The sequence below is a fragment of the Pseudomonas sp. KB-10 genome (assembly GCF_018221585.1).
GTDB classification, from domain to species: domain Bacteria; phylum Pseudomonadota; class Gammaproteobacteria; order Pseudomonadales; family Pseudomonadaceae; genus Aquipseudomonas; species Aquipseudomonas yangonensis.
In genome coordinates this window covers 569,929-583,620 of the sequence record NZ_QYYB01000002.1, presented here as the reverse complement: position 1 = coordinate 583,620, position 13,692 = coordinate 569,929, and the positions used below count along the sequence as shown (strand labels likewise).

At 65.5% G+C, this 13,692-nt stretch carries 9 protein-coding genes; 4 read left to right on the top strand and 5 right to left on the bottom strand.

Annotation, left to right across the window (positions count from 1 at the left end; all coding sequences use genetic code 11):
- Positions 1–196 precede the first annotated feature (196 nt).
- The 3 genes from DXK50_RS07675 to DXK50_RS07665 all read left to right on the top strand — a co-directional run bounded on the left by DXK50_RS07675 (position 197) and on the right by DXK50_RS07665 (position 5,060).
- Positions 197–1,732, top strand: a complete 1,536-nt coding sequence (locus DXK50_RS07675; RefSeq protein WP_161865122.1) for a glucan biosynthesis protein G — start codon at positions 197–199, stop codon at positions 1,730–1,732.
- Positions 1,725–4,274, top strand: a complete 2,550-nt coding sequence (mdoH, locus tag DXK50_RS07670) for a glucans biosynthesis glucosyltransferase MdoH (protein ID WP_212629887.1) — start codon at positions 1,725–1,727, stop codon at positions 4,272–4,274. Before DXK50_RS07675 ends, mdoH begins: the two co-directional genes overlap by 8 nt.
- Before the next feature lie 255 nt (positions 4,275–4,529).
- Positions 4,530–5,060, top strand: coding sequence for a cytochrome b (locus DXK50_RS07665; protein ID WP_161897887.1), 531 nt, complete (start codon positions 4,530–4,532; stop codon positions 5,058–5,060).
- Positions 5,061–5,277: 217 nt separating this feature from the next.
- Here DXK50_RS07665 and DXK50_RS07660 read toward each other — a convergent pair whose 3' ends face one another.
- The 4 genes from DXK50_RS07660 to DXK50_RS07645 form a co-directional block, all read right to left on the bottom strand.
- Positions 5,278–6,465, bottom strand: coding sequence for an MFS transporter (locus DXK50_RS07660; protein ID WP_161865119.1), 1,188 nt, complete (start codon positions 6,463–6,465; stop codon positions 5,278–5,280).
- A gap of 9 nt (positions 6,466–6,474) precedes the next feature.
- Positions 6,475–7,590 (bottom strand): alkene reductase, encoded by a 1,116-nt coding sequence (locus DXK50_RS07655; protein WP_212629886.1) that lies wholly within the window; start codon positions 7,588–7,590, stop codon positions 6,475–6,477.
- A gap of 106 nt (positions 7,591–7,696) precedes the next feature.
- Entirely contained in the window at positions 7,697–8,593 is an 897-nt protein-coding gene (locus tag DXK50_RS07650; protein WP_212629885.1) for a LysR family transcriptional regulator, read from the bottom strand.
- A gap of 20 nt (positions 8,594–8,613) precedes the next feature.
- Positions 8,614–10,527, bottom strand: a complete 1,914-nt coding sequence (locus DXK50_RS07645) for a DEAD/DEAH box helicase (protein WP_212629884.1) — start codon at positions 10,525–10,527, stop codon at positions 8,614–8,616.
- Between the two features lie 148 nt (positions 10,528–10,675).
- On the opposite strand from DXK50_RS07645, the gene DXK50_RS07640 reads away from it, so the two are divergent.
- Positions 10,676–11,569, top strand: coding sequence for a DMT family transporter (locus tag DXK50_RS07640; RefSeq protein ID WP_212629883.1), 894 nt, complete (start codon positions 10,676–10,678; stop codon positions 11,567–11,569).
- A 35-nt stretch (positions 11,570–11,604) separates the two neighbouring features.
- On the opposite strand, the gene mnmC is transcribed toward DXK50_RS07640, so the two are convergent.
- Positions 11,605–13,566 carry a bifunctional tRNA (5-methylaminomethyl-2-thiouridine)(34)-methyltransferase MnmC2/FAD-dependent 5-carboxymethylaminomethyl-2-thiouridine(34) oxidoreductase MnmC1 gene (gene mnmC, locus DXK50_RS07635; RefSeq protein WP_212629882.1) on the bottom strand — a complete coding sequence of 654 codons (1,962 nt, stop codon included), beginning with the start codon at positions 13,564–13,566 and terminating at the stop codon, positions 11,605–11,607.
- Between the last annotated feature and the right edge of the window lie 126 nt (positions 13,567–13,692).

The following is a 13,692-nucleotide window of genomic DNA, read 5'->3' as shown; positions in this document are numbered from 1 at the left end:
GTAATAATGCGCAGAAAGAATCCGCGCATGCGGGGACGTCACCGTCCGGTTGGCTGTCTGCATTGTGCTCGCGTTGTCTTTATACCATTCGCCTGATTTCAACCTTCGCAGCGACCGCCTCATGGGCTGGCCGCTGCCCGTCAGTACGTGTTGCCCTGGAGGCTGTGTGTCGATGAGTCGTTGTTCTGGAGCCCTTATGGGCAAGGCCGGCAAGCTGGCCCTCTGTGTGCTCCCTATGCTGTTCGCTGCCCAGAGCTGGGCCTTCGAGCTGGATGATGTGGCCGTCAAGGCCAAGGCGCTTGCCGCCGAACGCTATAGCGCGCCGCAAAGCCGTTTGCCGGCTGCGCTGCGCCAACTGCCTTTCGCCGATTACCAGAAGGTTCGCTTCGTTGAAGACAAGGCGCACTGGCGCAACGACAAGCTGCCGTTCCAGCTGTACTTCTTCCATCAGGGCATGCACTTCGACCTGCCGGTGAAAATCAACGAAGTGACTGCCGACAGTACCCAGGAGATCAAGTACGACCCGTCGATGTTCGACTTCGGCGATCTCGAACTGAACTCGGATGACCTCAAGGACCTGGGCTTCGCCGGCTTCAAGGTGATCAACGAAATCAACACCGGCGGCCGCCACGACGAAGTGATGAGCGTGCTCGGCGCCAGCTACTTCCGCATCGTCGGCAAGGGCCAGGTGTTCGGCCTCTCCGCGCGCGGCCTGGCGATCGACACCGCGCTGCCGTCCGGCGAGGAGTTCCCGCGTTTCACCGAGTTCTGGATCGAGAAGCCGCAGCCGGATCGCCGCAGCCTGGTGATCTACGCGCTGCTCGACTCGCCGCGCGCCACCGGTGCATACCGCATGGAGATCAAGCCGGGCCGTGACAGCGTGCTCGACGTGCAATCGAAGGTCTACCTGCGCGAGAACGTCGAGAAACTTGGCATCGCCCCGCTGACCAGCATGTACCTGTTCGGCGCCAACCAGCCCTGGCCACGCCCGAACTACCGCCCGCAGCTGCACGACTCCGACGGCCTGGCCATCGCCGCCGGCAATGGCGAGTGGATCTGGCGTCCGCTGAACAACCCGCAGCGTCTCAACGTCAGCAGCTACCGCATCGACAACCCGCGTGGCTTCGGCCTGATGCAGCGTGGCCGCGACTTCAACCAGTATCAGGATCTCGATGATCGCTACGAGCTGCGTCCGAGCGGCTGGGTGGAAACCGTGGGTGACTGGGGCGCGGGTCATGTCGAGCTGGTGGAAATTCCGACCCCGGACGAAACCAACGACAACATCGTCGCCCTGTGGCGCCCGGAGAAACAGCCGGCACCGGGTGAGTCGCTGGATGTGGCCTATCGACTACATTTCAGCCGTGACGACGCCAAGCTGCACGATCCGCAGCTGGCCATGGTCAGCCAGACCCGTCTGTCCGAGGGCGACATCAAGCAGGCCAACCTGATCCGTCAGGCCGATGGCAGCACCGCGCTGGTGGTCGACTTCGTCGGTGAGGAACTGGCCAAGCGTTCGCCCGATGCCGCGCCGCAGGTGCAGGTCAGCGTCGATGACAACGCCGAGTTGCTGGAAGACAGCCTGCGTTACAACCCGGTGAGCAAGGGCTGGCGCCTGATGCTGCGGGTCAAGGTGAAGAACCCGGCGCAGCCGGTGGAGATGCGTGCCGCGCTGGTCGAGGACGGCAAGCCTGTGTCGGAAACCTGGAGCTATCAGCTGCCTTCCCATGAATAACACCCTAGACGCTACACAGATCCAGGATTACCTGGGTGAACTGCCGCTCGATCACGAGCGGCAGCAGGCCTTGGCCAGTCGAGTCGAAGAGGAGGGCGGCGATCTTGCGACACTGCATCGCGCCCTGCATGAGGACGATCAGGTCACCGCCGAGCCCCAGGAAGAAACCCGCGAGATGCTCGACTCGGTGCCAGCGAGGCTGGCGCTGGGCTGGCCGGATGCGCTCGAGCGCGGCTGCCCCATCGTGCAGGATCACCAGGGGCGTCCGACCATCGATTCGACGCCGCCGATCAAGCGCACGCGCATGGTGCCGGAACCCTGGCAGACCAATATCCTGCAGCGCGGCTGGCGTCGCCTCAAGGGCGAGAAGCCTGCGCCGCGACCGCGCACGCGCGAAAGCGAGGACTTCGCCGAAGAACGCTGGCGGCATGTCGCCGCGGTGCGCCGCGCCGCGCTGCTGCTACTGATGATCGTGCAGACCGTGGTCGCCACCTGGTACATGAAGTCGGTACTGCCCTATCAGGGCTGGTCGCTGGTCGACCTGGGGCTTGTGTTCGAGCAGCCACTGCGCGAGTCGGCGCGGCAGATTTTGCCGTACGTGGTGCAGACCAGCATCCTGGCGCTGTTCGCCCTGCTGTTCTGCTGGGTGTCGATGGGCTTCTGGACCGCGCTGATGGGCTTCTTCCAGCTGCTCAAGGGGCGTGATCGCTACAGCATCTCGGCCACCAGCTGCGGCAACGAGCCGATTTCGCCAAACGCGCGAACCGCACTGGTGATGCCGATCGCCAACGAGCACGTCCCGCGCGTATTCGCCGGCCTGCGCGCGACCTTCGAGTCGCTCAAGGCAACCGGGCAGCTCGAACACTTCGACTTCTTCATCCTCAGTGACAGCAACGATCCGGACATCTGCGTGGCCGAGCAACAGGCCTGGATGGAGCTGTGTCGCGACGTGGAAGGTTTCGGCCATATCTTTTACCGCCGCCGTCGGCGCCGGGTTAAGCGCAAGAGCGGCAACATCGACGACTTCTGCCGGCGCTGGGGCAGCAACTACCGCTACATGGTGGTGCTCGATGCCGACAGCGTGATGAGCGGTGATTGCCTGACCAGCCTGGTGCGCCTGATGGAGGCCAACCCCGGTGCCGGCATCATCCAGACCGCGCCCAAGGCCTCGGGCATGGACACCCTGTATGCGCGCCTGCAGCAGTTCGCCACCAGCGTGTACGGGCCGCTGTTCACCGCCGGCCTCAACTTCTGGCAGCTGGGTGAATCGCACTACTGGGGGCACAACGCGATCATCCGCGTCAAACCCTTCATCGAGCACTGCGCCCTGGCGCCGTTGCCGGGCACCGGTTCCTTCGCCGGTGCGATCCTCTCCCACGACTTCGTCGAGGCCGCGCTGATGCGTCGCGCCGGTTGGGGTGTATGGATCGCCTACGACCTGCCGGGCAGCTACGAGGAGCTGCCGCCGAACCTGCTCGACGAGCTCAAGCGCGACCGCCGCTGGTGCCACGGCAACCTGATGAACTTTCGTCTGTTCCTGGTGCGCGGCATGCACGCAGTGCATCGCGTGGTGTTCCTCACCGGCGTCATGTCCTACCTTTCGGCGCCGTTGTGGTTGTTGTTCCTGGTGCTGTCGACCTGCCTGCTGGCGATCCACACCCTGATGGTGCCGGAGTATTTCCTGCAGCCCAACCAGCTTTATCCGCTGTGGCCACGTTGGCAGCCACAAGAGGCGGTGGCGCTGTTCTCGGCGACCATGACGCTGCTGTTCCTGCCCAAGCTGCTCAGCGTGCTGCTGATCTGGATCAAGGGCGCCGAAGCCTATGGAGGGCGCACGCGAGTGCTGCTGTCGATGCTGCTGGAGGCCTCCTGCTCGGTGCTGCTGGCGCCGGTGCGCATGCTTTTTCACAGCCTGTTCGTGACCGCCGCCTTCCTCGGTTGGTCGGTGCAGTGGAACTCGCCGCAGCGCGTCGATGATTCCACGCCCTGGAGCGAAGCCTTCCGCCGTCACGGTACGCAAGTGCTGATCGGTATCGGCTGGACCGCACTGGTAGCCTGGCTCAACCCGGACTTCCTCTGGTGGCTGGCGCCCATTGTCGTGTCCCTGGTGCTGTCGCCGGCGGTGTCGGTACTGACCAGCCGCACGGCTCCAGGCCTGGCGGCGCGGCGCGGCAAGCTGTTCCTGATTCCGGAGGAGCACAAGGTGCCGGTGGAGCTGAGCAATACCGCCGAGTACGAGCAACTGAACAGCTCGCGTGCGCTGCATCGGGGCTTCCTCCGCGCCGTGGTCGATCCGCTGTACAACGCCCTGGTCTGCGCCATGGCCCGTGCCCGCCACGCCAAGGTGGTGCCGGCTGCCGAAGCGCTGCGCGATGAGCGAATCGATGAAATCCTCAACGCCGGACCTGAAGGCAAGGTCGAGGCGACCCGCTGGCGTCTGCTCAACGATCCTGACGGTATGGCGCGTCTGCACGCGCGCATCTGGCAGGAGCCGCAACATCATGTCTGGCGCGAGGCCAGCGACCGCCTGCGCGGCGGTTGACGGCAAAACGTGTGTCGCTGACCTGTCAGCGACACACTTGCTTACAGCCAGACTACCCACATGCGCTTCGCTGCAGGCACCATAGGCTCCGGACATGGTCTGAAAGGCCCGAGATAGAGCATCGACCATCCAACAAGCGAAGCGCGCGGAACCGTGTCCGCGCCTTCCTGTCGCAGTCCCGATAATGCGTTGCCGCGTGCGCAAGCCAGGCCTTATGAGGCTGCTTCACCGATTTAACCTGACAGGGAACCTGATATGTCGAACCTCCAAGATTCCGCGCAGCGTTACGGCGCTGTCTCGCGGCTGTTGCATTGGGCCATGGCCGCGCTGCTGGTATGGCAATACCTCACGGTGATCGTACCCGAGGGGCACTTTCTCGAAAGCATCGTCGGCGGAACGCACAAGGCGGTTGGGCTGCTACTGCTGGTGCTGGTGGTGATCCGCCTGCTCTGGGCGCTGAGCAACCGCGGTCGCCGACCGGCCTCGCTCAGCGTTCCGGCGAAGCTCGGCCATTTGGCGCTCTATGGCCTGATGGTACTGATCCCGCTGCTCGCCCTGCTGCGTCAATATGGCTCCGGCCGCGCCTTCGAGGCCTTTGGCATGACCATCATGAGCGGTTTCGACGGGGACAAGATCGAATGGATGCTTGCCCCGGCCAACCTGTTGCACGGCAATCTGGGCTGGTTGCTGCTGGTGTTGATCATCGGCCATATCGTCATGGCCTTCGTGCACCGCCGCCAGGGCGATGTCGATGTGTTGGGGCGAATGATCGGGCGTTCTTCCTGAGCGCTATGGCAAAAGGCTTACACGCTGAGACGGCAACAACGGCTGTTGCCGCTCAGGGTAAGTCCCTACTCTATACACATCCCCTGCAGCGACGGATCGCTGAGGATCAAGGAAGATGACCAGGCCAAGATGGCTACCGACAGGATGTCGGATGGTTGGGAAGAAACCCGCTTAGGCGGGTTTTTTGTTGCCTGCGATTCTTGCGTCGCGAACCTCCTCACTCCTCTTTGCCGATGAATATCAGCAGGGCCAGCAGCGGCAGCCCGGCGGCCAGCAGTGCCGTGCCCGACCAGCCGAAACGTTCGTAGACCGGGCTGGCCAGTGCCGAGCCGATGGCGCCGCCCACGAAGATGCTGGTCATGTACAGCGCATTGAGCCGTGCGCGGCTTTGCGGCTCCAGGGCATAGATGGTGCGCTGGCCCAGCACCATGCTCATCTGCACGGCGAAATCCAGCACGATGGCGGTGGCGACCAGTCCGATCCAGCCCAGCCCGGCGCTGAGCAGGTTGGGCGCAAAGGCCAGTGGTGCCAGGACCAGCGCCACCAGGCTGGAGCGCCAGGTATGGCCGGCGTCGGCGAGGCGCCCGGCGATGGGGGCCGCGACCGCGCCGATGGCGCCGGCGAGGGCGAACAGGGCGATGTCCTGCTGGCTCAGGCCAAGATGGCGGGCAAGCTCCAGCGGCGCGGCCGTCCAGAACAGGCTGAAGCTGGCGAACATCAGGCCCTGATAAAGCGCGCGACGACGCAGGGTCGGATAGCGGCGCAGCAGCTGCACGAGCGAAACCAGCAGTTGCCCGTAGCTGGCGCGGTGGCTGGGGGCATGACGCGGAATGGTAGTGGCGATCACGGCCACGATCAGCAGCATCAGAGCGGCCGCCATCAGGTACACCGCACGCCAGCCGAACTCGCCGGCCACCACACTGGCCAGAGGCCGTGCCAACAGAATGCCGAGCAGCAGACCGCTCATGATGTTGCCCACCACGCGGCCACGGCTGGCCTCCGGCGCCAGGTTGGCAGCCAGGGGAATCAGCATCTGCACCGAGACCGAGCTGAGGCCGATCAGCAGTGCCAGGGCGAGGAACAGATCCGGTTGCGTGGCGAACGCAGCGGCCGCTAGGCAGAGCAGGGCAGCGACAGTGGTGATCAGCATCAGCCGGCGGCTTTCCATGAGGTCGGCCAGTGGCACCAGAAACAACAGACCCAGGGCATAGCCAATCTGCGTCAGCGAGACGATCAGGCTGGCGCGTTCGGCGTTGAGACCGACATCCGGGGCGATCAGCTCGATGATTGGTTGGGCGTAGTAGAGGTTGGCGACGATGGCGCCACAGCACAGGGCGAACAGCAGCACCAGTGCCTGTGACAGGGCGGGGGATTCTCGGGTGAGTGACGTAGTCTGACTGGTCATGATGATTTCTCAGGCGTTCAGGGCGGGATAGTCGGTATAGCCGGCAGCGCCACCGCCGAAGAAGCTGCTGCTGTCCGGCGCATTCAGACGGCTTTGCTGACGCAGGCGTTGTGGCAGATCCGGATTGGCAATGAACAACCGGCCGAAGGCGATCAGATCGGCGCGACCTTCCGCCAGAGCGCGACGTGCGCTGTGCAGGTCGTAGCCGCCAGCCAGTATCAGCACGCCGTTCCAGCTGCGTCGCAGCTGACGGATGATGCGATCCCAGGCTGGATTGCTGTCTTCATCGCGCTGGGTGCCGACAATCGCCGGTTCCACCAGATGCAGATAAGCCAGGCGCCAGCGGTTCAGTTCGCTGACGATGTAGCCGAAGGTGGCTGCCGGGGTGTCGTCGCCCATGCCCATGAAGCGGCCCATTGGCGTCAGCCTTACGGCCACTTTCTGCTCGCCGATTTCCTCGCACACCGCTTTGACCACCTCCAGCAGGAAGCGCGCGCGGTTGCCGATACTCTGGCCGTAACCGTCGCGGCGCCGGTTGCTGTTGGAGTTGATGAACTGATCGAGCAGGTAGCCGTTGCCGGCGTGTATCTCCACGCCGTCCATTCCCGCTTCCATGGCATTGCGCGCGGCCTGGCGGTAGTCGGCGACTATGTTGCAGATCTCATCGACACTCAGCTCATGTGGAACGGGTATGTCGCTCCAGACGCCCCGGCCGTTATCGTCCTCGATAAAGGTCTGACCGGGCACCTGCATGGCGCTTGGAGCCACCGGCAGGCTACCGCCGGGTTGCAGGCTCGGATGGGAAACGCGGCCGACATGCCACAGCTGCAGAAACATGCGTCCACCGGCCTGGTGCACGGCGTCGCTGACCAGGCGCCAACCTTCAATTTGCTCACGGCTGTGGATGCCAGGCGTCCAGGCATAGCCCTGGCCTTGGCGGGATATCTGCGTGGCCTCGCTGATGATCAGCGAGGCGCTGGCACGTTGGCGGTAATACTCGGCATTAAGCGCGCCTGGCACGTTGCCGGGTTGCTCGGCACGCGAACGGGTCAGCGGCGCCATCACCACCCGGTGGGGTAGCTGCATGTCGCCGAGGCTGATGGGGTCGAACAGAGAAGGGGCCATCTGAAGTCTCCGTGGTGGTTTGGCCTGGAGACTCAAGGTTAGGGACAGAGCGAGGTAAGGATAATCCGGCGCGCCGGCAACGCTGCATTGCGTGTTGCGCAATGGATCACTCCAGCACCCTTTGCAGAAAGGCCGTGAATGCAGCGATGCGTTTTGAGCCCCGATGATTGGGCAGATACAGCAAGTGGATGGCACCGTCATGCGGGCCGGGAGCGACCTCGTGCTCGGGCAGCAGGCGCAGCAGTTGGCCGCTGGCGACGTCCTCGCGCACCAGCCAGTCGGCCAGCAGCGCCACGCCCTGACCGGCCAGCGCCGCCTGGCGCAGGATGTCGGCGTTATTGCTGAGCAGACGGCCGGTTACCGGAACCTGAAGCAGTTCGCCGTCCTGCTCGAAGCGCCAGTAGCGGGTCGGGCTACCATAATCGAACTGCAGGCAGGCATGAGTCTGCAGCGCCTCGGGATGCTCGATGGCAGGTGAGCGCGCCAGGTACTGCGGGCTCGCCACCAGCCAGCGGCGAAAGCTGCCGACCCGCTGGCTGACCACGTCGTCGCTGGTGATCGACGAACCCAGGCGCAGGGCAAGGTCGATGCGCTGACTGAGCAGGTCGACGACCTCGTCGGTGACGCGCAGGGTCACTTCAAGTTGCGGGTGCCGCTCGAGCAACTCGCCCAGGCGCGGGGCGATCAGCCGACGGGCGAACTCCACCGGAACGCTTACTGCTAGCCGACCGCGCACTTCACCGTCGCTATCGGCCACCGCAGCGTCGGCTTCGTCCAACGCTTCGAGTATGGCCAGGGCGCGCTCGAAATAGTCGCGCCCGGCCTCGCTGACGCTGATCTGCCGCGTGTTGCGGTTGAGCAGTACGCAGCCCAGCTCCTGCTCCAGGGCGTTGACCGCGCGGGTCACCGACGAGGTGACCAGCCCCAGTTGCCGCGCCGCGGCGGAAAAACCACCGCAGCGAACGGTGGCGACGAAGGTGCGCAGAGCCAGCAGTTTGTCCATGGGAATGCCTGAAGTGCCGATCAGCCTGAAGCTTGCGCGATTGGCCGGCTCGCTGCCAAGCACTGCGTGGCGCCCTGGGCCTTGCGCGTGTACCACAAGACCCGACTCACGCCGCGGGTGATGGCCACGTAGGCCAGGCGCCGGGCTTCTTCCTGCATGGCCTGGTCGTAGCTGCCGGCGAAGAAGCCGCATTGAGCGTAGAGCGCGTTGCGCAGCGGGTGTTTCTCTACCGGCAGGCAGTCGTCGAGGATGATCGCCACCTCGGCCTGCAGGCCCTTGGCGCGGTGGATGGTCAGCGCCTTGACCGGCAGCGCCTTGTCCAGTTGTGCGCGCACCTGCTGCAACGGCTCGTTGCGCCGGCTGAGCAGCAGCACGGCGGTGCGGTCGGCGCCGGGGCGGCTGGCGACATGGGCGCATTGCGCGCGTATCTCTTCGAGCAAGCGCGGCAGGCCGTTGGCCAGGTCGAAGCGCTGGATCAGCTTCACGCCATGGTCGCCCGGTTGCATGGCCCTGGCCGCGATGCAGGTCTTGGCCTGCTTGTTCGTTACCTCCGCCAGCACTTTCTCGCCATCGCGGATCACCGGTTCGATGCTGCGATAGTTGGTGCCCAGCAGCAGGGTGGTGCTCTTGCCGCGTCCGCGACTGGGGAAGTGGCGGTCGAAATCGATGAACAGCTCCGGCGAGCTGCCGCGCCAGCCGTAGATCGATTGCCAGTCGTCGCCGATGGCCATCAGACTGATGCGTTCGCCCGTGGCGTGCAGGCGACGGTGCACGGCCTGGAGCCACAGCACGATCTGCGGCGAGATGTCCTGGAATTCGTCGATCAGCAGGTGGCTCAGGGCGAGCAGGGCGGGGCCGCATTTGCCGCCGTCGCTGCTCAGTCGCTCGCTCAGCTGGGCGAACGCACCGTTGAAGCTGGTCAGCCCCTGGCTGTGCAGCAGGGCGCTGAAATGCTGGTGGAAACGCTGCATGGCCTCGATGAAATCGCGCTCGCGGGGGCCGCAGCCCAGCGCTTTCACGTCCAGGCGGTCGAGGCGAATGCCCAGACTCTCGGCGAAGTCGATCTGCCCGTGCAGCAGCTCGAACAGCGGCAGAGCGGCGAACTCACCGGGCAGCTTGCAGGCATCCAGCGGCGCCTTGGCCTTGCCTTGTGGCGGCTCTTCGGGTTCTGGCAGCTTGAGCAGGCGGTGAGTCAGGGCGCGAAAGCGCGCATCGCCTGCATAGGCGTTCTGGTAGGCCTGCTTGAGCAGGCGCTGTTGCGCGGGGCGCAGGCGCGTGCCTGCGAGCGGGTTGTCCGGTTCGTCGCCGGGCTCGTCCAGTTGCTCGAACCAGCGCGGGTTGCCCAGGCTTTCCTTGGCCAGCGTCGCCATGGCGGCGTGAAAGGTGCGTACGCACTGGCGCGCGTCGTGCGGGTAGTGCCAGAAGTCGAGCAGGCGTTGCAGGCGCTCGCGCAGCTCGTGGCAGGAGGCGTTGGTGAAGGAGATCACCGTCAGGCGTTTCGGCTCGATCTCCAGGTGGCAGAGCAGGAACACCACGCGCAGTACCAGGGTGCTCGACTTGCCCGAGCCGGCGCCGGCGAAGATGCGCGCCAGCGGGGCGCGGCAGAGGATCATCGCCCACTGCTCCTCCGATGGTGCGCCGATCAGCCCGGCGCTCACCGCCTGGGCCACGCGCTCGCGCATGGCCTTTACCTGCGCATCTTCGATCTTCAGTCGGACTGCCGGGTAGATGCCGGCGGGGCCAGGCTTGCCGCTGGGGGCCTTGCGACTGCCGGCCTTCTTGTTGCCGGTGGACTTCTTCTTGTTCTGTTTGCGGACGGGCTTGCGTGGCTGCGCAGCTTCGCGCTCGGCGCGCAGGTAGGCGGTGGTGCGGGGGAAGTAACGGGCGAGGGCGCTGGACAGCAGTTGTTTGTAGCGCGCGACGGCGGACAGCATGCGGAGGTGATGACCTGGCTGGCAAAACCGGAATGATAAGCCCTGGGGCGCGATGGCAGACAAGGGTGGCCCTTCGATAAATGCGCAACTTTGTGCAAGCGCCCGGTGCGTACGGGTTTCAGACTGGAGTCAGTTTTCGGAGGACGCCATGAACCTGTCGCTTTACCTGCTGACCGTACTGATCTGGGGCACCACCTGGATCGCCATCAAACTGCAGATGGGCGAGGTGGCCGCAGCCGCCTCCATCGCCTATCGTTTCGCGCTGGCCTCGGCCGTGCTGTTCGCCATGCTCTGGTTCAGCGGCCGCCTGCAGCGGCTGGATCGCCGTGGGCAGGGCATCTGCATGGTGCAGGGGCTGTGCCTGTTCTGCCTCAACTTCCTGTGTTTCTACACCGCCAGCCAATGGATACCCAGCGGCCTGATTGCGGTGATCTTCTCCACCGCGACCTTGTGGAATGCGATCAATGCGCGGCTGTTCTTCAAACAGCGCATCGCTGCCAACGTGCTGCTCGGCGGCGCGCTGGGGCTGGCCGGCCTTGGCCTGCTGTTCTGGCCTGAACTGGCCGGGCACGAGGCCAGCCGCGAAAGCCTGCTGGGCATCGGCCTGGCGCTGTGCGGCACGCTGTTCTTCTCGGCCGGCAATATGCTGTCCAGCCTGCAGCAGAAGGCCGGGCTCAAGCCGCTGACCACCAACGCCTGGGGCATGCTCTATGGCGCGCTGATGCTGGTGGGCATCTGCCTGGTCAGCGGCACGCCGTTCGCCTTCGAATGGAACGCGCGCTATGTCGGCTCGCTGTTGTACCTGGCCATTCCGGGGTCGGTGATCGGCTTTACCGCCTATCTGACGCTGGTCGGGCGCATGGGCCCGGAGCGCGCCGCCTACTGTACGGTGTTGTTCCCGGTGGTGGCGCTGAACATTTCGGTGTTCGCCGAGGGCTATCAATGGACGGCCCCGGCGCTGCTTGGCCTGGGCCTGGTGATGCTGGGCAACGTGCTGGTGTTTCGCAAGCCCAAGCCGGTACTCGCCGAGGCCAGGGCGTAATCGCGCGGTCGTTTCGGTGCGCACTGCGCACCGTATCAGCTACCGCGAATCAGCTTGCGCAGCATAAAGCGGTTGGGATGGCTGGCCTCGGCCACCTCGCGCGGCACCGGCAGCGGCTCGTCCTCCAGCCAGGCGGCGATCAGCTCGCCCGATAGCGGCGCGGTGATCAGCCCGCGCGAGCCATGGCCGCTATTGATATACAGGCCCTCCAGCCAGGGGCAGGGCGTTTCCGGCACCTGGCGGGCGTCCTTGGCCAGTACGGCGTACGCCTCGGCGAAGGCTTGGCCAGCGGCCAGCGGGCCCACCAGCGGCAGGTAGTCCGGGCTGGTGCAGCGAAACGCGGCGCGGCCCAGCAGCGTCGCCGGATCGAGCGTCTGCGTATCCAGGCGCTCGGCCAGGTCCTGAGAAATCTCCCGCAGCAGCTCTAGGTTGCCGGCGTGCTCGGCCACGCTGGGCGCGAGATCGTCGCTGTGGAAATCGAAGCTGGCGCCCAGGGTGTGTTCGCCGTCGCGCGCAGGGGCGACGTAGCCTTCGGCGCAGACCACGGTGCGCAGCGCGCGGCTGGACTCGCTGGCCGGCAGACGGCTGATCTGCCCGCGGATGCGCTTGAGCGGCAGATTCGCCTCCGGCAGCAGGCGGCCGATCTCGGCGGCGCAGGCCAGGACCAGCACCGGCGCCTCGGCCAGCACGCCGTTCTGTCCTTCGATGCACCAGCGCTCTTGCTGACGACTGAGGCTCAGCGCCTCCTGATAGGGGCGCAATTCGATCCGCGGGTGCTGCACCAGTTGCCGGCACAGCGCTGGCGGGTGCACCCAGCCGGCATCCGGGTAGAACAGGCCGCCGGCCGGCAGGCCGATGCCGGCACGATCCTCGGCTTCGGTCTTGGGCAACGCGTGCAGCAGGTCGCCGGGGAAGGCTGCGGCCAGTTTGTTCTGACGCTCGACTTCCTTGGCGTCGAAGGCCAGTTGCAGCACGCCGCAGGCATCCCAGTCGACGCCGCGCTGCAGGCGTTCGAGCAGGCGGCGGGTATGGCCGAAACCGGCGACGATCAGCCGCGACAGCGCCGTACCATGGGCCGACAATTTCAGATAGAGCACGCCCTGGGGGTTGCCCGATGCTTCGCGGGCGACATCGTCATGGCGCTCCAGCAGGGTCACGCGCCAGCCGCGTGCGGCCAGGCTGGCGGCGGTGCCGCAACCGGCCAGGCCGGCGCCGATCACCACCGCGTGGCGTGCGTCGGCTGTCTGCGTCGGGCGCGAGAACCAGGGCGCCGTGTGCTGCATCTGCTGCGCCTGGAAGGGGCCGGCCAGCATCTCGCGCTTGTGGCCGAAGCCCTTGACTCGCACCACGGCAAAGCCCGCCGCGATCAGCCCGCGACGAACGAAACCGGCACTGGTGAAGGTGGCCAGCGTGGCGCCGGGCGCCGACAGTCTTGCCAGTTCGGTGAACAGTTCCTCTGTCCACATCTCCGGGTTCTTCGCCGGGGCGAAACCGTCGAGGAACCAGGCATCGACCTTGGCGTCCAGCTGCGGCAGGCATTCGAGCACGTCGCCGACCATCAGCGTCAGCACCACGCGGCCGCCGTCGAGCAGCAGGCGCTGAAAGCCGGGATGGATGGCGCGGTACTGCGCCACCAGCTGCTCGGCGTAGGACGCAAGCTCCGGCCACAGGGCCAGGGCGCGCTGCAGATCCGTCTGGGTCAGGGGGAATTTCTCCACGCTGACGAAGTGCAGCCGAGCATCGCACGGAGCATGCTCGGCGAAGGCTTGCCAGGCGCAGAGAAAATTGAGTCCGGTACCGAAGCCGGTTTCGCCGATCACCAGGCGCCCGCCGGCCGGCAGGGCCTGGCAGCGTTCGACGATCTGGTTGTGAGCGAGGAAGACGTGACGGGTTTCCTCCAGGCCGTTGGCGCGGGAGAAGTACACGTCGCCATAGCTGCGCGACAGCGGCTGGCCGTGTTCGTCCCAGTCGAGCTGGGCGTTGAGGGTTTCGGACATGGTTGCATCCCGATCAAACAGGCGCCGATTCTAACCGCTGCGCATGCGCTTTATCCGGCGCAGGTCAATCCGTGGCGAGCTGCCGCCAGGCAAAGTCGCGGCCAATCCATTACGCTTTAACGATCA